The following is a 23,866-nucleotide window of genomic DNA, read 5'->3' on the forward strand; positions in this document are numbered from 1 at the left end:
GTGAATCGAACCGCAAAGAGGTCAGCAGGCATTATTGCCGCGCTGGCATTGGGGGCCGGCGGTCTGGCGCCGCTGACACTGTCCGCAGCCGCCAGCGCGGACACCGGAAGCTATTTTGAACGCACCGCCACCTACTCGGTTTACCAGAACCACCCCGAGGGGGCCGCGGCTGAGACCGCCGCGGAAATCTCCACTGTCTCAGCCGACGGACAGACGCTGATCTATACCGATGCCTTGTCCCGCATGATCGGCTTCGTCGACATCTCGGACGCCTCGAATCCAGCGGGCTTGGGAACCCTGCCGCTGCACCAGCTGGGTAGCGCCGAGGACGAGCCGACCAGCGTCGCCGCCTACGGCGAGTACGTGTTCGTGGTCGTCAAGACCTCCAAGAGCTACATCGACCCGTCGGGCCGCGTGGACGTGGTGCACATCGCGGATCGCAAACTGGTGCACAGCATCGAGCTGTCCGGGCAGCCCGACTCCATCGCACTGTCCGCCGACGGATCCTACGCGGCGATCGCCATCGAGAATGAACGCGATGAAGATGCCGGGGACGGTGGACTGCCGCAGACTCCGGCCGGTTCGGTGGCCATCCTCGATCTGCTGGGCGGCGCCCCGGACGAATGGACGCTTCGCGAAGTGCCGCTGGCCGGCGGCACCCGTGAAAAGCCGGTAGCCCTCGACCAGCTTGCCCAGGCCGGACTTGATACCCCGCAAGATCCGGAACCCGAATATGTCACTATCAATGACCGCAACCAGGTGGCGGTAACCCTCCAGGAAAACAATGGCATTGTCCTCATCGACCTGCCGAGCGGAAAGATTACCAAGGCGTTCAGCGCCGGATCCGTGGATCTGGCCGGCATCGACACGCAAGACGACGGAAAACTCGACCCCAGCGGTTCGCTTCAGGGAGTTCCCCGCGAACCGGATGCCATCGGATGGATCCAGGACCGCTACCTTGCGATCGCCAATGAGGGGGATTGGAAGGGTGGCACCCGCGGCTTCACCATTTTCGATTCCCTCACCGGCGAACCGGTGTGGGACGCCGGAAACCGTTTTGAGCGCCTTGCGCTGTCCCAGGGGTTGTTCCCCGAAGGCCGCGCAGGCAAGAAGGGCACCGAGCCCGAAGGCCTGGCCGTGCATGAGTACCGGGGTGTCGAGTACGCCTTCGTCGCCTCCGAACGCGGAAATTTCGTGGCGGTCTACGACCTGAGCGACCCGCGCGAGCCGAAATACCTACAGACGCTGCCCACCACCAATGGTCCCGAAGGGATCCTTCCGATCCCGGGGCGCGACCTGCTCGCCGTCTCCTCGGAAACCGACGAGGCCGACGAGGGTGTGCGTTCGGCGCTGACCCTGTTCAGTTTCGCTGCCGCCACGCCGCAGTTCCCGCAGCTGTCTTCCGATCCGTCCGCTCCAATGCCCTTCGGAGCGCTCAGCGGGCTGAGCGCCGACCCGGAGGCTGCGCACCAGATTTTCGCGGTCAGTGACAATGCCTACGAACCGCTGATCTACACCATCGATGCCGGCCAGGGGCTGGTCACGGACTCCCTGCCGGTGACCGAGGACGGCGCCCCGGCGAAATTGGACCTGGAAGGCATCTCCGCCCGTGCAGGGGGCGGCTTCTGGGCGGCCAGCGAGGGAGCCGAGGGCGCGGGCAACACGCTGGTGCGCATCGATGCCGACGGCGCGGTCGCCGAGCGGGTGCAGCTGCCGCAGGACATTGTCGGGACGTTGAAGGGCCAGGGGCTGGAAGGAGTTGCGGCCTTCGGCGCGGGGGAGGAAGAAGAAGTGGTCTTCGCCCTGCAGCGCGAGGTGGGGGGCGAGGACTTCGTCCGCATCGGGCGCTACCTCCCAGCCAGCGGCGAATTCTCCTGTTATGGCTACCAGCTGGAGGATGCCGGGGACGACGGGAGCTGGAACGGTCTCTCGGAGATCACCCGGCTCTCGGACGGCAGTTTTGCGGTGATCGAGCGCGACAAGCGCATCGGCGAGAACGCCAAGCTGAAGGCCGTGTACCAGTTCGCCCTGCCCGAAGCCTCGGCCAGCGCGCCGAACGACACGGTTCCCCTACTGGAGAAGAAGCTGGCGGTGGACGTCCTGCCGGTGCTGGAGCGGACCAACGGCCGGACCCAGGAAAAGCTTGAAGGCCTCGCTGTCGCCGGCAACGGCCAGGTCTACGTGGTGACGGATAACGACGCGGTGAAGGATGCCAGCGGAGAAACCGTCTTCGCCAGCCTCGGGGCCGAGGCCGAAGCCTTCGCCCTGGCGCCTGCGGCGAGTACCGCTCCGACCGAATCTGCGGCGCCCACCGCATCCTCGACTCCCACCGATTCGGCTGCACCGAGCACCTCGCCGTCGAGCACTCCGTCCACCAGCGAGGGCAAGGGTGACGGCTCAGCGGGCGCGCCGGACGGCGCCGAGTCCGCCGCGCCGGACGCCGGGGAAACCTCGGCCGCGGAACCAGCCACGGATGACCTGGCGCAGACAGGGGTGGGCAGCCTGTGGTTCCTGCCCCTGGGCTTGGTCCTGGCTGGGGTTGGCGTGGCCGCGGCCCTGAAGGCACGCGGCAATGCACGCGGGCACTGACAACCGAGAATAGCGGGGACCGCGGTGGCTGCCGACAGCCGCCGCGGTCCCCGCTTCATGCGTGGCATGCTTCTATACTGGCATGATGCAGATCACCGTGATCCTCGATCCTGCCGAGCAGGCCTGCTGCGGCGGGATGCTGAGCCTCGGCCAGCACGTCGAGTGGGTGCTTGCCTACGCTACGCGCGGCGACCAGCCCTACTACATGCGTGATACGCACGAGCAGTTCTCCTACCACGGTGCGAAGACCAGCATGGTTTCCGGTTCGGTGTCGGCGATCCGCGAGCTGGCCATCCACCCATCGCGGGCGGATGGCACGCCAGTGCGCCGCATCTGGCGTTCGCTGTCCACGCTGCCCGATGGGGTGGACTATGACAGCGACGGCATCGAAGTTGATCTGCAGGTCGATCAGAGTCAGCAGCTGCCCGAACTGTTCAGCTGGCCACGCCGCTAGTTGTACTTGTAGAAGCCCTCGCCGGTCGCCGCGCCCAGTTTGCCCTTCTCGATGTACTCGTTCTTGAGCAGGGCGGCGAACTTCTTGCTTGTCTCATCACCCATGCTGGAAATGTTGTAGGCGGTGTTCAGCCCCACGATGTCGTAGATCTCGAAGGGTCCCTTCGGGGCGCCGGTGCCCAGCTTCCACGTCTTGTCGATGGTCGGAGCGTCGGCCACGCCGTTGACCAGCAGGTGGCTTGCGGCCTGGAGGAACGGGACCAGCAGGGAGTTGAGCAAGTAGCCCGGCTGCTCCTTGAGGACGCGAATGGCCACCAGACCGGTGCGTTCGGCGAAGTCGACCACGGCCTCAAAGGCTTCGCTGCCGGTGAGCGCGGTGCCCATGATTTCGCCGGTGTTGTTCTGCCAGACGTGGTTGGCGTAGTGCAGGGCCAGGAACTTCTCCGGGCGCCCGGTGTGCGGTGCGATGGCTGACGGGAGCAGGGTGGAGGAGTTGGTGGCGAACACGGTGCGCTCCGGCGCCACGGCAGCTAGGGCCTCGTAGGTGCCCTGTTTGATATCGAGGGATTCCGGGACGGCCTCGATGACGAAGTCTGCGTCCTTGACCGCATCGGCCAGGTCCATTGACAGTCGGATGGAATCGCGCGCTGCCTGGGCCTTGGAGCGGTCTCCTGCGTCGAAGTAGTCCGCGTAGGTCTGCACCAGTGAATCCAGGCGGTGGTTTGCCGCCTCCAGTGCCTGTTCGGTGATGTCGTATCCCACGACGGGCAGGCCGTGATAGGCGGTCTGGAAGATGATCTGCGCGCCCAGCACGCCGGTGCCCAGGACTGTGGTGTTGGTGAGGATCATGGGATTGCCCCGATTCCGCCGGCAGGAGCTGGCAATTGTTTTCGGCGCAACGGCCGCCGTGCCGCCAACCAGTAAGTTACCGATTGGTAACTTCATTGTGCGGCACCCGGTGGCCTGCTGCAACGTTCTGTGAGGCGAAGAACGAGCTGCTGGGGCCCAGACCACATGGCAGGCATGCAAAAGGGCATCCGGGTATGCCCCGGATGCCCTTCGGATCTCAAGCCTTAGGCGGTCTTCTTTTTCAGGACCACTGCGGCCACCGCGGCAACGATCAGCGAAATGATCAGGAAGTTGCGGCCCTTGTGACTCTGCTTCGGAGCCAGCGACTTCTGCGCGCTCTTCACCGCATTCTCCACCGAGGCGCGGGTGCGCTTGGCCGCCTTGGACTTGCCCGTCACGTTCTCCACCAGATTCGCCCCGGCGTGGCTGATCGCTTCGACGTTCACGCCGGAAATCGCGTTGTTCCAGGTTTCGCGCAACTCGTCCGGCAGCTCTTCCTTGGCGGACTTGGCGAGCTTGGCCAGCGACTTCTCTACTTCTTTGAAATTCTTGGCGGTCTTCGACATAACTTCCTCTCGGTTGGCCCGCGCCCGTGGATGGGACGCCGTGCGTTCACGTCTCCAGCCTAGCCAGCACCGATAACGTGCTCAAGCACCGTTGGTTGCGCTCAGTGCGAACTCCCAGAGACTTCACGGGCGCGGCTTACGCGGCGGGCTCGCCGTCCGCAGGCTCCTGGGGATCCCGCAGCCGACGCAGCCGGGTGCGCACCGCGCTGGCAAGGCACAGCAGCAGCAACAGCGTGGCGACGCTCGCCACCCCGGCGAACAGGGGCGAGGAGGCCTGCCACGTGTAGCGGTCGATGGTGATCCAGAAAACGACCCACAGGGCCCCGGCGTTCATGTAGAGCCCGATGGGTTTCTTGAAGGTCAGCGCGCACAGGGCAAGGCTGACCAGCAGCAGCACCAGGGCCGCGATTCCCTTGAACATCAGCCGGTTCGAATCCACTCCCAGGGCCGCCAGCCAAGCCGCCGCCTCGCCGAGCACGATGATGACCAGCCATCCGGTGAACAAGCCGAAGCTGGACCGGGTGATCCAGCGGTCCATGTTGTTGCGCAGCGTGGTGCGGTCGATCATCAAGGCGATCCGGGTCAGCACCAGGAGCATGAGCAGCGCGAACAGCAGGCTGAAGCCCATCCGGTCGCGCTGCAGCAATTGCAGCCACAGGGCATTAAGCAGGACCAGCGCGAGTACCCAGGGGCGCAGCTTGCCGTGCAGGTCCGTGTGCCTGGCGGTGGGCATGCATTGCCACACCGCATAGATGCCCAGGCTAGCCATCAGGGCGAACCAGGGCAGCTGGGCCACCAGCGGAACCGCCATCACCGTGGCGTCGGCTTCCAACCAGCCGCCGGCGATCTGGCCCAGATGCGAGCCGCGGATCGCTCCGGTGCCGAACACCGCCCAGTTCAAGGCCGCGAAAACGACCAGTGCGTAACAGATAGACACTAGTGGTGTCGCATTTTGACGGGCCTTGGCCATGGCATCCCTTATCCGATACTTCGTCTCGAGTCTGAAACTACCACGGCTGTGCGGAGATTGCCTGATGGCGCGACAGGTGGCGATAAGCTGGTTTGATGACGCAATCAACCCAGTGGGTCCGCGAGGCCATCTCCCTGCTTGACGCCGATGCAAACCGCAGCGCCGATACGCATCTGCACCGCTTCGAACTGCCCAAGCAATGGGGGATCGAGTTGTACCTGAAAGACGAATCGGTGCACCCCACTGGATCGCTCAAGCACCGTCTGGCGCGGTCGCTGATCCTCTACGGCCTGGTGAACGGCAAGATCCAGGAGGGCACCACGCTGGTGGAGGCCTCCAGCGGCTCCACCGCAGTCTCCGAAGCGTACTTCGCCCGCATGCTGGGACTTGAATTCATCGCCGTGGTCCCTAAGTCCACGAGCACCGAGAAGATCGAGCTCATCGAGTTCTACGGCGGGCGCTGCCATCTGGTGGACCAGGCCGGGCAGGTCGACGCGGCGGCCCGCGAGCTGGCCGCCGGCCCCGGCGGCTACTACCTGGACCAGTTCACCTTCGCCGAGCGGGCCACCGACTGGCGCGGCAACAACAATATCGCCGAATCAGTGTTTGCGCAGATGAGCGCCGAGCGCTACCCGATCCCGAGCTGGATCGTGGTGGGTGCCGGCACCGGCGGCACCAGCGCGACCTTCGGGCGCTTCGTGCGCTACAAGCGCCACGACACGAAGGTCGCCGTGGCGGACCCCGAAGGCTCCTCCTTCTACGAGGGCTGGCGCACCGGGAACATGGGCTACTCCACCGGCGTGGGCTCGCGGATCGAGGGCATCGGACGCCCGAGCGTCGAGCCGTCCTTCGTGCCCGGGGTCATCGACGAGATGATCCAGGTCCCCGACGCCGGCTCGCTGGCCGCCATGCGCCTGCTGCGGGCCAAGACCCGCTATTTCGCCGGCGGCTCCACAGGCACCAACCTCTACGCCGCATTCCAGATCATCGCCGGCATGCTCCAGCGCCGTGAGCGCGGCAGCATCGTCACGCTGATCTGCGACTCCGGCGAGCGCTACGCCAACACCTATTACAACGACGACTGGCTGGCAGACCAGGGCCTTGACCTTGCCCCGCACACCGCGGTGCTGGAGCGCTTCCTGGCCGAGGGGATCTGGGAGGACTAGGTCTCGCTGGGCCGGTGCGCGGGCATCAGCCCGGCGGTCTTCTTGCGCTGGTGCACAGAGAAGTAGGACAGCCCCTGCTCGCCGGCGACGAAGTGTCGCCGGGCCCTGGCCGGCAGGTAGATGATGTCCCCGGCACCCAGCTGCACGGTGGTTCCCTCGCCGTGCAGCAGGCCGGAGCCGGCGACCACGTGCAGCAGCACGTCCAGCTCCGGGCCCACGTGCTCGCCGATCTCGGCTCCCGGTGCCAGCGCGATCACGTTCGCGTCCAGGTCCCGCCGGCCCGGTTCAAGTTTCCACAGCGCCCCGTTGCGGCCGTCCGCCTGGGCGGCGAGGTCTGCGGTGTTGGCCATGCGGCGCGGGACCGGGGGCATGCTGGTCATCGGGAGCTCCTGTTCAGCGCCGGAATTCGGGCCGGTGCGCGGATGTCATCTGTGCACCCAGCATAACCGCGCACCGTGGACGCGGTCGTAGGATGGAATCATGAGTGAACACCCCTCCGCAGCAGCCCACGCCCAGACCCAGGCGGACTTCGCCGCGAACCTCGCCTCGGTGCGGGAGCGGATCGCCCGCGCGGAAGCATCCGCGGGCCGCGCGCCGGGCAGCGTGCGCCTGCTGCCGGTCACCAAGACCGTGCCCTCCGAGCGGCTGCGCCTGGCGATCGCCGCCGGGGTGGACTGGCTGGGGGAGAACAAGGTGCAGGAAGCGCTGCAGAAATCCGAGGAGCTGGCGGACCTGCCGCAGCTGAAGTACTCGGTGATCGGGCACCTGCAGACCAACAAGTCCAAGTACGTGGCGCGCTTCGCCCACGAGTTCCAGGCGCTGGACAACCTGCGCCAGGCCGAGGCGCTGCAGCGCCGCCTGGAGCTGGAGGACCGCACCCTGGACGTATTCGTGCAGGTGAACACCTCCGGCGAGGAATCCAAGTTCGGCATGCCGCCGGAAGCGGCGCCCGGCTTCGTCAAGCAGCTGCCGGCCTTCGACCGTCTGCACGTCAAGGGCCTGATGACCCTGGCGATCTTCTCCACCGACCAGGTGGCGGTGCGCCGCTGCTTCCAGAAGCTGCGGGCCGTGCGTGACACCGTGCGCGAGGCCGACGAGCGGATCGCGGAACTGTCCATGGGCATGAGCGGCGACTTCGAGCTGGCCATCGCCGAGGGCGCCACAGTGGTGCGCGTGGGGCAGGGCATCTTCGGGGCCCGCGCGCTGCCGGACTCGCACTACTGGCCCGGATTCGCCGGCTGAGCCCCGGCCGACACGCCTGTGACCTGAGAGGCAGCGGGGTATCTGCAAAAACACTTAGCCCGCAGGGCGCTGGCGCAGTAGGGTGAAAGTGACACCGTCACTGTTCCAAAGGAGCTGTCTTGCCTACCGTTGCCGAACACCTTATCGACCAGCTCGACGCCCAGGGGGTCCGCCGGATCTACGGCATTCCCGGCGATTCGCTCAATGGCCTGACCGACGCGCTGCGGGTCAACGGCCGCATCGAATGGATCCACCACCGCCACGAGGAAGCCGCGGCGTTCGCCGCCGCGGCGGAGGCTGAAATCACCGGGGAGCTGGCCGTCTGCGCCGGATCCTGCGGGCCGGGCAACCTACACCTGATCAACGGGCTGTACGACGCGCAGCGCTCACGGGTTCCGGTGCTGGCCATCGCCGCGCACATCCCCACCGAGGAAATCGGCTCCAACTACTTCCAGGAAACCCATCCTGTGGAAGTCTTCCGCGGCTGCTCGGTATACGCCGAACAGGTCTCGGACCCCAAGCAGATGCCGCGCATGCTGCGCATCGCGATGCGCGAGGCCATCGAGAAACGCGGCGTGGCAGTGCTGGTGGTCTCCGGGGACGTGGCCCTGTCGAGCATGGAGCGCAGCGAAACCCACCAGATCGTGAAAACCAACCCGCGCATCCTGCCCGACGAGCAGGAGCTGGAGCGCGCCGCGGAGATCCTTGAATCCTCGCGCAGGGTCACCATCCTCGCCGGGGCCGGCACCGCCGGCGCCCACGACGAGGTCATCGCCCTGGCGGACAAGCTGGGCGCCCCGATCGTGCACGCGCTGCGCGGCAAGGAGCACATCGAATACGACAACCCCTTCGACGTGGGCATGACCGGCCTGCTCGGCTTCGCCTCGGGCGCCAAGGCCATCGCCGAATGCGAGGTGCTGCTGATGCTGGGCACCGACTTCCCGTACCAGCAGTTCTACCCGCAGCAGGCGACCATCATCCAGGTGGACATCCGCGGCGAGCAGATCGGCCGGCGCACCCGGGTGGATGTGCCCCTGGTGGGCACCGTGAAGGATACCGCCGCCGCGCTGGCAGCGCTGCTGCCGGTGCAGACGCACCGCAAGCACCTGGACACTGCGCTGGAGCACTACCGCAAGACCCGGACCAAGCTCGACGAGCTGGCCACCGGGTCCAAGCCGGGCACCGCGATCCATCCGCAGTACCTGGCCCGGCTGATCGACCAGGCGGCCGACGAGGACACGATCTTCACCGCGGATGTGGGTTCCCCGGTGATCTGGGCGGCCCGCTACCTGTCCATGACCGGCAAGCGCCGGGTGCTGGGTTCCTTCAACCACGGCTCCATGGCCAACGCACTGTGCCACGCGCTGGGCGCCCAGGCCATCGACCGCTCCCGCCAGGTGATCGCCTTCGCCGGCGACGGCGGGCTGGCCATGATGCTCGGCGAGCTGCTCACCGCCACGCAGAACAAGCTGCCGATCAAGGTGGTGGTCTTCAACAATTCCTCGCTGAACTTCGTGGAACTTGAAATGAAGGCCGCTGGATTCGTCACCTACGCCACCGACCTGCAGAATCCCGACTTCGGCGCGCTGGCTAACGCCGCCGGGCTGAAGGGCTACCGCGTGACGGACTCCTCCCAGTTGGAGGACACCATCAAGGACTTCCTGGCGCACGACGGACCGGCGGTGCTGGACGTGGTGACCGACCGCCAGGAGATGTCCATGCCGCCGTCGATCAAGCTGGAACAGGCCAAGGGTTTCGCGCTCTACGCGATCCGCACGGTCATGTCCGGGCGCGGCGACGAGCTGCTGGATCTGGCCAAGACCAACTGGCGGCAGATGTTCTAGGAATTAATTGCCTATGCTTAATGCCGGTGCCGTGAATGCGGCGCCGGCATTTTGCGTGTGAACTTCAGAAAGAGGCGTAGGCGCTTTGACTTCGCAACCTGCCGCGGCCCACGCGGCAACCACCAAGGACTTCTCCCACAATCTGGCTGCGGTGCGCGAGCGGATCGCCCGCGCGGCCCGCTCGGTGGGCCGGGACCCGGAAGCGGTGCGCCTGCTGCCGGTCACCAAGACCATCCCGGCCGAGCGGCTGCGCCTGGCCATTGCCGCCGGCGTGGACACGCTGGGGGAGAACAAGGTCCAGGAGGCGCAAGCCAAGCACGAGGAGTTCAAGCAGGACTACCCGCATCTGCGCTACTCGGTGATCGGTCCGCTGCAGCGCAACAAGGCGAAGTTCGTGGCGCAGTTCGCCGACGAGTTCCATGCCCTGGATTCGCTCCGGCTCGCCGAAACCCTGCAGAGCCGGCTGGAAGCCGAAGGCCGCCACCTGGATGTCTTCATCCAGGTGAACACCTCCGGGGAGGAATCGAAGTCCGGCATCGAAGCGGCAGAAGCCGCCGACCTGCTGGCCGCGCTGAAGCCGCTGGACCGCCTGAAGCCCGTCGGCCTGATGACCATGGCGGCGAATACCAGCAACGAGTCCTCCATCCGCGCCAGCTTCACCCTGCTGCGCGAGACGCTCGCCGAGCTGCAGGCCGCCGGAGCCCCGGAGGAATTCGCGCAGCTGTCCATGGGCATGAGCGGCGACTTCGAGATCGCCATCCAGGAAGGCGCCACGGTCGTCCGTGTGGGCCAGGGGATCTTCGGGGCCCGCCAGTACCCCGCCTAGGCATTCCTGGATGCTTGCAAGCCTGGCAGCGGCGGTGTGGGACGTCGTCGGTGTAGCGCGCCTTTGTATCCATTCCACGGGTGTGTCCACACCCTGCCTTGAACCGTCCTAAAGTGTCGGTTCCCTGGCGGATACTACATGTAGGTACAGACACTTCAGCCATGGCACAAGTCGACGGAGGGGAAACACGCCGAGGAACTTCTCACACCAAGTATTTTTAACCCACAAGTTCGATATCCCAAGCTGTGGACAAACCAGGCTGTACCGCGAGAAATCGGGGTTTAATCAGGGGCCGGTATCCACAATTCCTGTGGACTCCCTTGTGGGGGAATCACATAGCTGTAATACATCATCTTGTGGCCGCTTGACCGGCCAGACACAAGATGTAGTATTGAATCCGATGGCGCGATAAACGCCGAAAACACCCCGAAGGTGAACTTTGGGGCATCCGAGAGGTTGGTCCGCACCGCCGTGAAAACGGTGAGAAGACGGACCGAAACTAGGACTTTTTAAAGGGGATCAGGGACTATGTCCATCACGGTTTACACGAAGCCTTCCTGCGTACAGTGCAACGCCACCTACCGCGCGTTGGACAAGAAGGGTGTCGAGTACAACAAGGTCGATATCTCTCAGGATGCTAACGCCTTGGAGCACGTGCGTGGCCTTGGATACATGCAGGCACCGGTTGTCGTGACCGACAACGATCACTGGTCGGGCTTCCGCCCGGACAAGATCGCTCTGCTGGCTCCGGCAAACTAACCAGATACCGAGCCCATTCGGTACTAAATCCGCTCTTTTGTAGTGGAGGCGAAATACCATGCCACCGACAGCTCTTGCCGACAGGCAACACGCTGAGGCGCACGAACCAGTGGTGTACACCGATTCGAAGTTGATCTACTTTTCTTCGATATCGGAGTACACCCGGCGGTTCGTCGAAAAACTTCAGATGGATTCGGCCCGGATTCCGCTTTACGGGTACGAGCCGAAACTCATCACCACAGCTCCGTACGTCCTGCTGATTCCCACCTATGGGGGAGACGGCGGCAAACGATCAATCCTGCCGCAGATCATGAAATTTCTCGGGTATGAAGAGAACCGCAAGAACCTACGCGGTGTCATCGGAGCAGGGAATACAAACTTCGGCGAGTACTACTGCATTGCGGCCAAGCGAATCGCGGCCAAATGCGATGTGCCCGTGCTTTATACATTCGAACTCATGGGAACGCAGGAAGATGTTCTCAAAGTCAAAGAAGGGCTTGAAACCTTTTGGAAACCAGCGTCGCAGAAGCAGCAGGAACGATGAAGGACTCGAAAGAGCTCCCCGCGCAGTTCCAGGGGTTGAGCTACAACGACCTCAATGCCATGCTGAACCTCTACGGTCCAGACGGCAAGATCCAGTTCGAGGTGGATCGCTACGCGGCTCGCCAGTACTTCCTGGATCACGTGAACAACAACACCGTGTTCTTCCACGATCTGGATGAGAAGCTCGAATACCTGGTCAAGCACGAATACTACGAGCGTGAAACCCTCGACCAGTACTCGATGAACTTCATCCGCGACCTGTTCAAGCACGCCTTCTCCAAGAAGTTCCGTTTCGAAACCTTCTTGGGCGCCTTCAAGTTCTACACCTCGTACACCCTGAAGACTTTTGACGGCAAGCGTTACCTGGAGCGCTACGAGGACCGTGTCTGCATGGTTGCCCTGCACCTGGCTCGCGGCAACGAAGAACTGGCCACCCAGCTCGTCGACGAAATCATCGAAGGCCGTTTCCAGCCTGCTACCCCGACCTTCCTCAACGCTGGCAAGGCCCAGCGCGGCGAATTGGTCTCCTGCTTCCTGCTTCGCATCGAAGACAACATGGAATCGATCGCCCGTGCCGTGAACTCCTCGCTGCAGCTGTCCAAGCGCGGCGGCGGCGTGGCCCTGGCCCTGACCAACCTGCGCGAGCACGGTGCACCGATCAAGCAGATCGAGAACCAGTCCTCCGGCGTCATCCCTGTCATGAAGCTTCTGGAAGACTCCTTCTCCTACGCCAACCAGCTTGGCGCACGCCAGGGTGCCGGCGCGGTCTACTTGAACGCCCACCACCCGGACATCTACCGCTTCCTCGACACCAAGCGCGAAAACGCCGACGAGAAGATCCGTATCAAGACCCTGTCGCTGGGTGTTGTCATTCCTGACGTCACCTTCGAACTCGCTCGCAAGAACGAGGACATGTACCTGTTCAGCCCGTACGACGTCGAGCGCGTCTACGGCAAGCCGTTCAGCGAAATCTCGGTCACCGAGAAGTACACCGAGATGGTTGATGATTCGCGCATCAAGAAGACCAAGATCAACGCCCGCGAGTTCTTCCAGACCCTGGCGGAGATCCAGTTCGAGTCCGGCTACCCGTACATCATGTTTGAAGACACGGTGAACAAGGCCAACCCGATCGAGGGCCGCGTCTCCATGTCGAACCTCTGCTCGGAAATCCTGCAGGTCTCCTCGCCGTCGGAGTACAACGACGACCTGAGCTACAAGACCGTGGGCAAGGACATCTCCTGCAACCTGGGTTCGATGAACATCGCCAAGGCCATGGATGGCAAGAACTTGGCCAAGTCCGTGGACATCGCCATCCGCGCGCTGTCCGCAGTCTCCGACATGTCCTACATCGACTCCGTTCCTTCGGTTGCGGACGGAAACCGGAAGTCGCACGCCATCGGCCTGGGCCAGATGAACCTGCACGGCTTCCTGGCTCGTGAGCGTATCTACTACGGTTCCGAAGAAGGCATCGACTTCACCAACATCTACTTCTACTCGATTCTGTTCCACGCGCTGACCGCGTCGAACAAGATCGCGATTGAACGCGGCGAGGTCTTCGACAACTTCGAGAACTCCAAGTACGCATCGGGTGAATTCTTCGACAAGTACATCGACGTGGAATGGGCTCCAGCCACCCAGCGTGTGCGCGAACTGTTCGACGGCATCCACATTCCAACCCAGGAAGACTGGATCGCGCTGAAGAAGTCGGTCATGGAACACGGTATCTACAACCAGAACCTGCAGGCAGTGCCGCCAACCGGTTCGATCTCCTACATCAACAACTCGACCTCGTCGATCCACCCTGTTGCTGCGAAGGTCGAAATCCGCAAGGAAGGCAAGATCGGCCGCGTCTACTACCCGGCCCCGTACATGACCAACGAGAACATCGAGTTCTACGAGGACGCGTACGAAATTGGCTACGAGAAGATCATCGACACCTACGCCGCTGCTACCCAGCACGTCGACCAAGGCCTGTCGCTGACCCTGTTCTTCAAGGACACCGTAACCACCCGTGACATCAACAAGGCCCAGATCTACGCATGGCGCAAGGGCATCAAGACCTTGTACTACATCCGCCTGCGCCAACTGGCCCTTGAAGGCACTGAGGTGGAGGGCTGCGTCTCCTGCATGCTTTAATGCCTGAAATGCGGTGCTGACCAGTGCAATACTGCAACTCGAAACAAGCTGTCGAACCCTCGCGGGTTCGACAGCTTGTTGTCGTTAAATGCCTAGTCAGAGCGGAAAATAGTTGATGGTGTCGTTGGTCAAGTTATTATGTTTTGCGCTCCGGTGGCGGTAGGATTTAAGCGACTAACCATAATTCAGTCTCCAATCGATGAGGGGCAATGACCGAGAAGCTTAAGCTCGCCAATAAGGTTGAAGCGATCAACTGGAACCGTATCCAGGATGACAAGGACGTGGAGGTCTGGAACCGACTCGTCAATAACTTCTGGCTGCCGGAGAAGGTGCCGCTGTCCAACGACATCCAGTCGTGGGGAACCCTGACCGAAGACGAAAAGCTGCTGACCATGCGCGTCTTCACCGGCCTGACCCTGCTCGACACCCTGCAGGGCACCGTTGGCGCAGTGTCGCTGATCCCGGATGCGATCACCCCTCACGAAGAGGCCGTGTACACCAACATTGCCTTCATGGAGTCGGTGCACGCCAAGAGCTACTCCTCGATCTTCTCCACCCTGGCTTCCACCAAGGAAATCGACGAGGCCTTCCGCTGGTCGACTGAGAACGTGAACCTTCAGAAGAAGGCGCAGATCATCGAGAGCTACTACTACGGCGACGACCCGCTCAAGCGCAAGATCGCTTCGACCCTGCTCGAATCGTTCCTGTTCTACTCCGGCTTTTACCTGCCGATGCACTGGTCCTCGCACGCCAAGCTGACCAACACCGCTGACCTGATCCGCCTGATCATCCGTGACGAAGCCGTTCACGGCTACTACATCGGCTACAAGTTCCAGAAGGGTCTTGAAGGCCTGAGTGAAGAGCGCAAGCAGGAACTGAAGGACTACACCTTCGAGCTGCTGTTCGAGCTGTACGAGAACGAAGTTCAGTACACCCATGATCTGTACGATCCAGTGGGCTTGGCTGAGGACGTCAAGAAGTTCCTGCACTACAACGCCAACAAGGCGCTGATGAACTTGGGCTACGAGGCCATGTTCCCGTCCACCGTGACAGATGTGTCGCCAGCCATTCTGGCAGCGCTGAGCCCGAACGCCGATGAGAACCACGACTTCTTCTCCGGCTCCGGCTCCTCGTATGTCATCGGCAAGGCAGTGAATACCGAAGACGAAGACTGGGATTTCTAAGCTTTCCCCAATTCACGGATAGCTAGCCAAATCCAAAACCCGAACCCGCGTTTCGTGGGTTCGGGTTTTGTCGTCTTGTGGTCCCGAGACGCTGCATGGCTTCCCTTGTAAGTTTGCTTAGAAATTTCTGTCGACAGCTTCAGCTTAAAAAGTAGTGTACGGATCGTTCTCTAATCTGTAGCATGGCCTCATGGAAAAACCGCAGATCCTGCCTTTGGCATTAGCTTCCCAAGACAACCTGAATGTCGTCGGAGGCAAGGCCGCGGGTTTGGGCGAACTGATCAAGCTGGGGGAAAACGTGCCTCCGGGATTTGTCGTGACGACGGATGCCTACGAAGAATTCCGGTCGGCTGGTTCCTCCACCGCGCTCAGCGGAACAAAACTGGCCGAAGTGATCGGAGCAGCTTACCGAGAACTAGGAAGCCCTTTGGTTGCCGTCCGTTCCAGCGCGACGGCAGAAGACCTTCCGGGTTCCGCTTTCGCCGGACAACAGGAGACATACCTGGGCATCTCGGGCGAGAGGCAGCTGTTCCGGGCTGTTGAAGACTGTTGGGCTTCCTTGTACTCCGACCGCGCCCGAGCGTATCGAAGTGAGCGAAAGATCGATGAATCGGTGATGTCGATGGGCGTCGTGGTTCAGTCAATGGTGGATGCAGACTTCGCCGGGGTGATGTTCACCGCTGATCCGGTGACCGGGGGCAGGGACCACATCGTGGTGGAATCTAACCCGGGCTTGGGCGAAGCAGTGGTTTCGGGAATGGTGACCGCAGATCGGGCGGTCATTGATTCCAAGGGGAGGATCATCGAGCGCCGAGCCGGGCTGGCCGGCCCTGTCATCAAGCTGAACTCCGACGGTGGAACCAGAAATGAGACTCCCGAGGAAAACCAGCAGGTTCCCGAGGAGACACTGCGCGAGATTGCGGAAGCCGGCGTTCGCATCCGCGAAGGTTTCGGCCGACCCATGGACATCGAATGGGCTGTAGCCAATGGCGATCTCCTGATCTTGCAGGCCAGGCCGATGACAGCCTTGCCTCCAGCCCCGCGCAATATCGGCCCGCTGGCACGGAAAATCGCACCGATGCTCTACGAGTTGCTGCCGCAGCGCCCCACTATTTTGGAAACCGAAGCATGGATCGATGCCGGCATCGCCCCATTGGTCGCGGGTATGCTGCACGGAATCGCCGGGGTTCGTGTGGACTACTCCGCATGGTTGAAGCGCGAGAACGGGGTCGTCACCGAATTCATTCCCGTCACGCCGAAACCATCAGCGGCAACGCCGCGGAAAATCGTTCAAGCCTTTACGCAGAAAGCTCCGAGCGGATCGTGGCGAAAAGATCCCTTGTATGACGAGTACCTGCGCAACTGCCAACAGCTCAACGAACTCCAAGTGGCGGATCTGTCCTGGAAGGAACTGTCGGAGATTCCAAGTAGGGCCACCACCAGCATGCAACTTGTGACTGAGCTGCGAGTGAAATACCTACGCCAGGCGATCCCTGCGGGAATCAAGCTGATCCTGGTACTGGCGTTAACCGGAAAGCTGTCGCAGTTTGCGCCGCTGAGCGTGACTGCTGATACCGAGACCCACCGAATCAACGACGATCTGCAACGTATTGCTAAACTGATCGCCGAGATGCCCGGAGGCACCCAGCTTCTGCGGGATACGGAGCCAGAATCAACAATCCAGGCGCTGCGCTCGCAACCGCACATGGACGAAATCGCTGACCAGATCGATGAATTTCTTGCTCGCTACGGCCACAGGGAATCAGCCAGCTTGCTGCTGCCGCGAGCAGCGACCTGGGGAGCCGACCCATCCCCGGTAATCAACCTGCTGCGCATGCTGATCGATGGAACTGGCGCAGAAGGAGGGGAAATAGACGCCTTGGAAAATCTGATATCCCACCCGCTGCTTGGCAGCCGGTGGCTGGAACCGCGAATCAGACGATGGGTCAAGGGGCTGCGTGGATTCATCTCCGTGCGCGAAGACACGCATTTCGAAATCACCCGGACCATGCCGGCAGTACGCTCCGCCATCAATGAAATGGGGCGCCGACTGCACGATGCCTCGGCCTTGGAAGACCCAGGAGATATCTGGTTCGTGAACTATGACCTCCTGCGCCGCGCGCCCGGTGCCGCTGCACTCAGCGGTGGCCAACTTGCCCAGATTGCGGCCGGCCGTCGACGGCGCCATGATGAGCTGGGCGGTGCACCGATGATTTCTCCAGCCACCCTCTACGATCTGTCACCGGTGCCAGGGGCATTACTGCACGGCACCGGTTCCGGCGGAGGCAGGGCCAGCGGAAGCGTTCGCATAATCAATTCTCCAGAAGAGTTCGAAAAGCTGCTGCCCGGAGAAGTCCTGGTCTGTCCTGCTACCAACCCGTCGTGGACTCCGTTGTTCTCCCGGGCCGCGGCGGTGGTGGTCAATCACGGTTCTGCCGTCTCCCACGCAGCTATCGTTGCCCGTGAATACCGGATCCCAGCGGTCATGGGATGCGCTAACGCCACCACCGTATTGGCCGATGGCCAGCAAATCATCGTTGACGGCGACCGTGGTCTCGTGTTGGAGCCAGAACATGGCTGACCAGAAAGATTATCGATCAGGCCCACGACGGCGCGGGGAGCAACTTGTCACTGCAATACTCGATGCCGCGGCGTTGGAGCTGGCGCAGTCCGGATTCGCCGCCCTGAGCGTTGAAGCAGTGGCACGTCGGGCCTCTGCGTCCAAGGTGTCCATCTACCGGCGGTGGCCGAACAAGATTGAATTGGTGCGGGCCGTCGCGGCGCATAAAGCCGTCATGCCGGTCCTGCCGGAACAGGCTGCAACACTTCGCCAAGACTTGCTCCTGGTGCTGCGCTCGATGGCAGCGCAGATCGACGAACCGATTGGCGAGCTGTTGCGGGGCTTGGTCATCGCGAGTTTGTCGGAACAAGCGCCGAGCATGGCAGACATGTCGTGGGGGATGGGCCCCAACATGATGCATCTGGTTGCTGAACGTGCTCAGGCGCGCGGGGAACTGGCGGAGATCCCGTCCGAACTGCTGCTTCGGGTCCCCACCGAACTGTTCAAGCAGCGTTTCATCAGTTTTGGGAAGGTTACCGACCGGTTCATTGTTGAACTAGTTGATCAGATCGCCTTACCGCTGTGGACCCTGAAACCCGGGGAGCCTCACGCGAGCTAATCGCTCAGCCATGGCGATGCACCCGAAGCTATAGAATACGGTGAACCCAGCTGGGCGACGTACCAAGGAGAAATCATTACAAAGTCAGATGCCAGAGCCGAGCAGTTGAGCGAGCCTCAGATCCGCGCAATTCGCCGGCGGTCTATTTCAGTGCTCGCTCTGGGGCAGATACTGGGAGGGCTCGGCGGCGGCGCAACGATAACACTGGGTTCCCTGCTCATCGTTGATGTTTCGGGCCTCGACTCGCTGGCCGGCATGGCCGCGACCATGAACACCCTCGGTGCGGCGATCATGGCGATCCCATTGGCGATGCTGGCGCGCCGCTTTGGGCGCCGGATCTCGCTTTCCACCGGCGCCTTGATCGCGGTTCTCGGCTCGCTGCTGATCGTCACCTCGGCGATGCTTGATTTGGTGCCGCTGCTATTCCTCGGAATGCTGGTGCTGGGAACCGCTTCGGCGATGAACCTGCAATCGCGTTTCGCTGCGACCGACCTGTCGGACGAGAAGACCAGGGGCCGGGATTTGTCCTTGGTGGTGTGGACGACAACCATCGGTGCCGTGATCGGTCCGAACCTCTTCGCGCCAGGCGAAGTAGTGTCCACCGCATTGGGACTGCCCGCCTATACCGGAGGATTCTTGATTGCGATGGCGGCGCAGCTGGCTGGCATGAGCATTTACCTCCTTGGGCTGCGGCCGGACCCGATGAAGGTCGCCCTGCAGCAAAACAGCGGTAGCGTACCGGCTGTCGCGCGCCGTGGCGGGGGTTTCCATCTCCTGCGTGAGAGGCCTGCGGCTCGTCGGGCCGTGGTGACCGTTGCGCTGAGCCATGCCTACATGGTGGCGCTCATGTCCATGACCCCCGTGCACATGCAGCACCATGGGGCAACGCTGACGCTCATCGGATTCACCATTTCGCTTCACGTGCTGGGCATGTACGCGCTGTCGCCGCTCTTCGGCTGGCTCACTGACCGGCTCGGCGGGTCTCGTGTTGCACTGATGGGGCAAGTCCTGCTGATCGGGTCGAGCCTCTTCGTCTGGTTCAACCCGGAGGACCACGTCGTGGTGACTGTTGCCTTGGCGTTGCTGGGCCTGGGCTGGTCCGCCTCTACGGTGGCGGGCTCGACCATGGTTTCGGCAGCTGCGCCGATTCACGAACGCACCAGTCTCCAGGGCACCAGCGACCTGCTGATGAACCTCGCCGGTGCACTGGGTGGCCTCAGCGCGGGGCCTCTGCTGGCGCTCTTCGGGTTCCACGGGTTGGCGCTGCTGCTGTTGGCTCTGGCAGTAGTCGTGATTTTTGCCAATCGCGATGCACTGAAGTCGAGCCAACGCGTGGCTCTCTAGACTGGTGCGAAGCCTCCGGCCCGCTGAGCCGGGGGGACGGGCCTGAAAACAATAACGGCGTGGACTTCATCAAATGATGAAGTCCACGCCGTTATTTCAAAGACTCTTAGCGGGCCTGAATGTTGGTTGCCTGTGGGCCCTTTGGACCGGCTTCCAGGGTGTACTCAACGGTCTGGCCTTCTTCGAGGCTGCGGAATCCGAAGCTCTGGATAGCGCTGTAGTGTGCGAAGACATCAGCCGATCCATCCGAAGGAGCGATGAAGCCGAAGCCCTTTTCAGCGTTGAACCATTTCACGGTGCCAGTGGCCATAGTGTTATTTCCTTATTATTGGTTGGCCACAGCGTGGCCTGAGTGCCGATCCGGAGATTCGAATCGGAAATTTTTGAGGTTACCTCGGGCAGTGCCATCCGAAACGATTCGCCTGCCGTCGATACGGGGGATCGATTACTGATTTTGCCGGTATCGGCCAAAAACGGATGTCGCTGCACTGGATTAGTTATCCGCGAGATTCCGGGAGACGGACGGTGATGAACCAGTCCGATCGAAGTAGAACACGGAATCGTTTGTCATCGGACGCACTGATGCGTCTGGATAACCAGTTTGCAGTGAAGAAGAGAAGATGAAGAATTCGTTTCGGTTAGGAGCTGATCTGATCCAGGATCTGACCAGCCGATATGTGCTGCACAGACGATTTGTTGGCTGTGCTACAAATCCATACTGCTAACGCTTGCTGGCGGGTGAGTCACACCATCAAGCGCCGAGGTAACTCAATAACTCTACCATCTGGAGCCGAGGATGTCTTCGTGACCTTCCTAACGGACCGCTGGGACCGGAGCAGAGTGTGGTTGCTGGCGGTTACGGGCGGGTGTCAAGGCCTGTTCTGGCTGCGATCTCGATTGACCGCTCGTAATGAGATTTGGTGAAGTGCCCGGCAACTTCAGAGATTACTTGTTGGAAGAAGGAGCCATGAGCGGACTCGGCGATTTCCACGACTTTTCGTCGAGCAACTCGATCGTCAAAGGCCTCGCGATGGTTGCTCTGAGTGTAACCACCGCAAGACCTGTAGCCGTTAGGAGTGTATTTTGCTCGGCTCCGAACTAATGCTCGCCATGGCAAGGTCTGCGTTGAGTGCCGCTCCAGCGATGGTGCCAGATGCAGCCGCGGCCATGACCATGGCGCCCAAGTTCACTGCGTTGCCAGCTGCGTAGACCCCGGGAATACCCGTTAGCCCCATTTCGCTTACCTGGATAAACGTGCCCAGAGGATGCTCTTGCAACCTGCCGCCGAGCTGCTGGTATAGGTCTGCATTGGCATTCATTCTGCTGGCTACAACGGCTGCTTGGGCCTTAACCAGATCGCCGTTGCTCAGCTCAACGCCTTTGAGCTGCCCGTCGCCGTCCACTCGAAGCTTCGCAATCCTGCGCTCCAGGATTGGCACACCCAGCTTTTCAAGTGTTGCCCGGTTTTCCTCGGAAAGAACATCTGGCTGGTGGTTGATGAATACCACGTGGCTGCTGAGTTGTGCGAACAGTAGGGCCTGGTGGGTGCTCATGGGACCGACCCCCAAAACGGCGACTGCCTGATCCCGCACCTCCCATCCGTGGCAGTACGCGCAGTGGATGGCGGAGATGCCCCAGGCTTCGCGCAACCCTGGGATCTCTGCAAGGTTGTCGGTGAGTCCGGTGGCCAGCACGATGCGCGAGGCGGAGTACTCGCTGGCGCCGGTTTTGACGGTGAATCCGTCCTCGACGGATCCGGTCAGGCGCTCCGCCTCCTCGTGGACGATCCGTGCGCCGTAGTGTTCGGCTTCGCTTCGCCCGAGCTCCAAGAGATGCTGCGGGCTGTTTCCTTCTTGGCCCAAGACGTTATGGGCGTGTGATGCGCGAGCATTTCGCGGCTGGTTCGTGTCGATGACTAAAACCGTCCGGCGAGAACGCCCCAACGCTACCGCCGCTGCAAGTCCAGCGCCGCCACCACCGATGATGATTGCGTCGTAGTGTTCCATTGCTGTGTCCTTTCGGGTGGTTGTGAGAACTACCGTAGAGAGAAATTGCTTCCTAGGAGTATTGTTTTGCGTATGACGCAAGAACTTGATGTGGACAGCACGATTCGCCAGCGGATTCGCGCGCTGCGGCAAAGCCGGGGCTGGTCCTTGGAGTCCTTGGCAACCAAGGCGAAGCTCAGCGTCTCAACACTGAGCCGCATCGAAACCGGCTCTCGGCGTATCGCCTTGGACCAGCTGGTGCCCATCGCCCGCGCCCTGGGCGCCACGCTTGACGAATTGGTGGCGACGGCCGGGGAAGACGTCGTCATCAGGCCCGAGCCAGTTGACCTGCCGGGAATGACCATTTGGAAACTGACGAATGAGGATGCGGTCAACGGCGTGACGGTGTCGAAAATCCGCTATGACTCCGCGACCGCCCCGGCGCCCAGCGAGGCTAGGATCCATCAGGGCAAGGAATGGTTCACTGTGCTCTCCGGCGAAGTGCAGTTGAAGCTCGGCGAAAGAACCTACCACGTCGTCGCCGGGCAAGCGGCCCAATTCGACACGTTGACCCCGCACGTCATCTGGGCAGTGAACGGGGTTGCTGAAATTCTCAGCATCATGGATCACGAAGGCCGGCGAGCGCATCACGGTGATCGACCGAGCTGATCCGGCGTGGTGGATGATTTAGTGGTTTGGCTCACCCATTGGATACGCTGGGATCAACGACACATCCGCGCGAACATGCCTGGAGGGCAGCAATGACGCATCAGCTCACCGAGGACCTGGACAAGATTCTTGCGTCGGGGGACTTCTACTTCGAGTCGCTGGGCGAGGGGCGCTACCGTTCTTCGTGGCATGCCCAGGGTGCGTGGAATGCGCACGAGCAGCACATGGCGCCGGCTTCGGGGATCATGGCGCATGAACTGGAGCAGTTCCAGCCTCGAAGCGACATGCGCATTGCGCGACTGAGCTTTGAAATCCATGGCCTGATCCATGCCGGCGAATTCGAGATCACCACGCGCATGGTGCGCCCGGGCCGGACGATCGAATTGATCGAAGCCGAAATGAAGGCCAAGGGCCGGACGAGCATTGTTGCGCAGGCTTGGCGCGTGATTACCGGGGACTCCTCGGCTGTTGCGGGTGTTGAGGATGCACCGGTGGTTGGGCCGCAGGACTGCGAAGCGTTGGAGATTTCAAAGCTCTGGCCCGGGGGATACATCAAGTCCGTTGAAATGCGTGCCGCTGAGGGTCGCCGCAAGGGAAAGGGGCTTGCCTGGCTGCGCACTCCCTACGATCTGGTGGACGTCCACAATGCCTCGTCGATGTCCCGCCTGATTGGGCTTGTCGACACCGCCAATGGTGTCGCTCCGCGGGTGGAACCCGGCGCCGGCGAGTGGATGTTCCCGAACCTCGATCTGCAGATCCACATGTACCGTGCCCCGGCGGGAGAATGGCTGGGGCTGGAGGCACAGCAAAGCTACGGCACCGATGGCATTGGGCTGACCTCGACGGTTCTGCACGATGAAAGCGGGCCGTTCGGACGAGCAGAGCAGATCCTAACGGTCCGCTCGCGCTAGGAAACCGGGCTGAGGTTTGCCAGCAGCTTCTTCAGCTGGGGCTTCGGCATGATCGTGAATCCCTTGGCCCGGTAGTTTTCCCTGTCGGAGGCATGCGACTTGAAGAGCGCATAGCCTCGCTTGATGAGGAACAGCAGCGGCTTGCGGCGCTGGGAGACGTCCCTGACGAAGCGGCGGATCGTCGTCAGCAGCGCCGGCTCGTCGACGTAGTAGGCCTGGACATCGATTCCCTGGGCGCGTAGCGGCTCGAGGATTTCCGAGAGGAAGATCCCTTCCGCGATGATGGGGCCGCCATTGCCGCAGATCTTTCGATGCCCGTCGTAGCTTGAGGTGGAGATGGAGTAGTTCGGCACCATGGTGCTGTCCGATTCCAATAGCTCGTTGACTGCCTTCAACGCTGCGTCCATGTTCCAGGTGCCCGGGTGGTCCCAGTCGACTTCTCCGTAGGGAGTGCGGGGGAATGCCTCGGGGTGCCCGTCTTCGGAAAGCTGGCGGTAGAACTCATCGAGTGGAAGATGCGGATTTCCGAACCGAGCTGCAAGGTATGACTTGCCTGAGCCTGAGGGTCCGCCGATGAGAATTACTGGTGTAGATGAAGAAGGCACACGACCAATTATGTCCTACTGCGTCCAACGCCCAGTAATTTTCACC

The 23,866-nt window shown here is 62.0% G+C and carries 22 protein-coding genes; 15 read left to right on the forward strand and 7 right to left on the reverse strand.

Annotated elements, in window-relative coordinates:
- Nucleotides 1-2,589 carry an esterase-like activity of phytase family protein gene (locus ATC04_RS08800; RefSeq protein WP_047119254.1) on the forward strand — a complete coding sequence of 863 codons (2,589 nt, stop codon included), beginning with the start codon at nt 1-3 and terminating at the stop codon, nt 2,587-2,589.
- Between the two features lie 82 nt (nt 2,590-2,671).
- Complete coding sequence (locus tag ATC04_RS08805) at nt 2,672-3,043, forward strand: DUF6578 domain-containing protein (RefSeq protein ID WP_047119253.1); 372 nt, start codon at nt 2,672-2,674, stop codon at nt 3,041-3,043.
- On the opposite strand, the gene ATC04_RS08810 is transcribed toward ATC04_RS08805, so the two are convergent.
- The 3 genes from ATC04_RS08810 to ATC04_RS08820 form a co-directional block, all read right to left on the reverse strand.
- The gene (locus tag ATC04_RS08810) at nt 3,040-3,891 is read right to left on the reverse strand and encodes a 3-hydroxyacyl-CoA dehydrogenase (protein WP_047119252.1); all 852 of its coding nucleotides are present in this window, start codon (nt 3,889-3,891) and stop codon (nt 3,040-3,042) included. The genes ATC04_RS08805 and ATC04_RS08810 overlap by 4 nt on opposite strands.
- Before the next feature lie 224 nt (nt 3,892-4,115).
- Entirely contained in the window at nt 4,116-4,457 is a 342-nt protein-coding gene (locus ATC04_RS08815) for a hypothetical protein (RefSeq protein ID WP_047119251.1), read from the reverse strand.
- 136 nt (nt 4,458-4,593) lie between these two features.
- Entirely contained in the window at nt 4,594-5,394 is an 801-nt protein-coding gene (locus ATC04_RS08820; protein ID WP_152666848.1) for a hypothetical protein, read from the reverse strand.
- A 128-nt stretch (nt 5,395-5,522) separates the two neighbouring features.
- Between ATC04_RS08820 and ATC04_RS08825 the strand changes: the two genes are divergently transcribed.
- Nucleotides 5,523-6,593 carry a PLP-dependent cysteine synthase family protein gene (locus ATC04_RS08825; RefSeq protein ID WP_047119249.1) on the forward strand — a complete coding sequence of 357 codons (1,071 nt, stop codon included), beginning with the start codon at nt 5,523-5,525 and terminating at the stop codon, nt 6,591-6,593.
- Here ATC04_RS08825 and ATC04_RS08830 read toward each other — a convergent pair.
- Complete coding sequence (locus ATC04_RS08830) at nt 6,590-6,973, reverse strand: cupin domain-containing protein (protein WP_047119248.1); 384 nt, start codon at nt 6,971-6,973, stop codon at nt 6,590-6,592. The two genes, ATC04_RS08825 and ATC04_RS08830, sit on opposite strands and share 4 nt — an antisense overlap.
- A 100-nt stretch (nt 6,974-7,073) precedes the next feature.
- On the opposite strand from ATC04_RS08830, the gene ATC04_RS08835 reads away from it, so the two are divergent.
- The 10 genes from ATC04_RS08835 (at nt 7,074) to ATC04_RS08880 (ending at nt 19,650) form a co-directional block, all read left to right on the forward strand.
- Nucleotides 7,074-7,835, forward strand: coding sequence for a YggS family pyridoxal phosphate-dependent enzyme (locus tag ATC04_RS08835; protein WP_047119247.1), 762 nt, complete (start codon nt 7,074-7,076; stop codon nt 7,833-7,835).
- 119 nt (nt 7,836-7,954) lie between these two features.
- Nucleotides 7,955-9,679, forward strand: a complete 1,725-nt coding sequence (gene poxB / locus ATC04_RS08840) for a ubiquinone-dependent pyruvate dehydrogenase (protein ID WP_047119246.1) — start codon at nt 7,955-7,957, stop codon at nt 9,677-9,679.
- Nucleotides 9,680-9,764: 85 nt separating this feature from the next.
- Nucleotides 9,765-10,505, forward strand: coding sequence for a YggS family pyridoxal phosphate-dependent enzyme (locus ATC04_RS08845; protein ID WP_047119245.1), 741 nt, complete (start codon nt 9,765-9,767; stop codon nt 10,503-10,505).
- A gap of 528 nt (nt 10,506-11,033) precedes the next feature.
- Nucleotides 11,034-11,264 (forward strand): glutaredoxin-like protein NrdH, encoded by a 231-nt coding sequence (gene nrdH, locus ATC04_RS08850; RefSeq protein WP_047119244.1) that lies wholly within the window; start codon nt 11,034-11,036, stop codon nt 11,262-11,264.
- Between the two features lie 58 nt (nt 11,265-11,322).
- Nucleotides 11,323-11,808, forward strand: coding sequence for a class Ib ribonucleoside-diphosphate reductase assembly flavoprotein NrdI (gene nrdI, locus ATC04_RS08855; RefSeq protein ID WP_047119243.1), 486 nt, complete (start codon nt 11,323-11,325; stop codon nt 11,806-11,808).
- The gene (gene nrdE / locus ATC04_RS08860; protein ID WP_047119242.1) at nt 11,805-13,943 is read left to right on the forward strand and encodes a class 1b ribonucleoside-diphosphate reductase subunit alpha; all 2,139 of its coding nucleotides are present in this window, start codon (nt 11,805-11,807) and stop codon (nt 13,941-13,943) included. The genes nrdI and nrdE overlap by 4 nt, the downstream gene beginning before the upstream one ends.
- Before the next feature lie 209 nt (nt 13,944-14,152).
- The gene (nrdF, locus tag ATC04_RS08865) at nt 14,153-15,127 is read left to right on the forward strand and encodes a class 1b ribonucleoside-diphosphate reductase subunit beta (RefSeq protein ID WP_047119241.1); all 975 of its coding nucleotides are present in this window, start codon (nt 14,153-14,155) and stop codon (nt 15,125-15,127) included.
- A 190-nt stretch (nt 15,128-15,317) separates the two neighbouring features.
- A complete protein-coding gene (locus tag ATC04_RS08870; RefSeq protein WP_060617008.1) occupies nt 15,318-17,708 on the forward strand; it encodes a PEP/pyruvate-binding domain-containing protein in 2,391 nt (796 codons plus the stop codon).
- Nucleotides 17,701-18,306, forward strand: coding sequence for a TetR/AcrR family transcriptional regulator (locus tag ATC04_RS08875; RefSeq protein WP_047119239.1), 606 nt, complete (start codon nt 17,701-17,703; stop codon nt 18,304-18,306). Before ATC04_RS08870 ends, ATC04_RS08875 begins: the two co-directional genes overlap by 8 nt.
- A gap of 105 nt (nt 18,307-18,411) precedes the next feature.
- Entirely contained in the window at nt 18,412-19,650 is a 1,239-nt protein-coding gene (locus ATC04_RS08880) for an MFS transporter (RefSeq protein WP_231735947.1), read from the forward strand.
- 106 nt (nt 19,651-19,756) lie between these two features.
- On the opposite strand, the gene ATC04_RS08885 is transcribed toward ATC04_RS08880, so the two are convergent.
- Together ATC04_RS08885 and ATC04_RS08890 are read right to left on the reverse strand one after the other, a co-directional pair.
- Complete coding sequence (locus ATC04_RS08885; protein WP_013349123.1) at nt 19,757-19,960, reverse strand: cold-shock protein; 204 nt, start codon at nt 19,958-19,960, stop codon at nt 19,757-19,759.
- 760 nt (nt 19,961-20,720) lie between these two features.
- Nucleotides 20,721-21,656 (reverse strand): NAD(P)/FAD-dependent oxidoreductase, encoded by a 936-nt coding sequence (locus tag ATC04_RS08890; RefSeq protein WP_047119237.1) that lies wholly within the window; start codon nt 21,654-21,656, stop codon nt 20,721-20,723.
- Between the two features lie 72 nt (nt 21,657-21,728).
- Here ATC04_RS08890 and ATC04_RS08895 point away from each other — a divergent pair, with 72 nt between their 5' ends.
- Both ATC04_RS08895 and ATC04_RS08900 read left to right on the forward strand, forming a co-directional pair.
- Complete coding sequence (locus ATC04_RS08895) at nt 21,729-22,304, forward strand: helix-turn-helix transcriptional regulator (RefSeq protein WP_047119236.1); 576 nt, start codon at nt 21,729-21,731, stop codon at nt 22,302-22,304.
- Nucleotides 22,305-22,396: 92 nt separating this feature from the next.
- Nucleotides 22,397-23,215, forward strand: a complete 819-nt coding sequence (locus ATC04_RS08900) for a thioesterase family protein (RefSeq protein ID WP_047119235.1) — start codon at nt 22,397-22,399, stop codon at nt 23,213-23,215.
- On the opposite strand, the gene ATC04_RS08905 is transcribed toward ATC04_RS08900, so the two are convergent.
- Nucleotides 23,212-23,820, reverse strand: coding sequence for a uridine kinase (locus tag ATC04_RS08905; RefSeq protein WP_082123907.1), 609 nt, complete (start codon nt 23,818-23,820; stop codon nt 23,212-23,214). The genes ATC04_RS08900 and ATC04_RS08905 overlap by 4 nt on opposite strands.
- Between the last annotated feature and the right edge of the window lie 46 nt (nt 23,821-23,866).

It is taken from the genome of Arthrobacter sp. YC-RL1 (assembly GCF_001454985.1).
Classification (GTDB): domain Bacteria; phylum Actinomycetota; class Actinomycetes; order Actinomycetales; family Micrococcaceae; genus Glutamicibacter; species Glutamicibacter soli.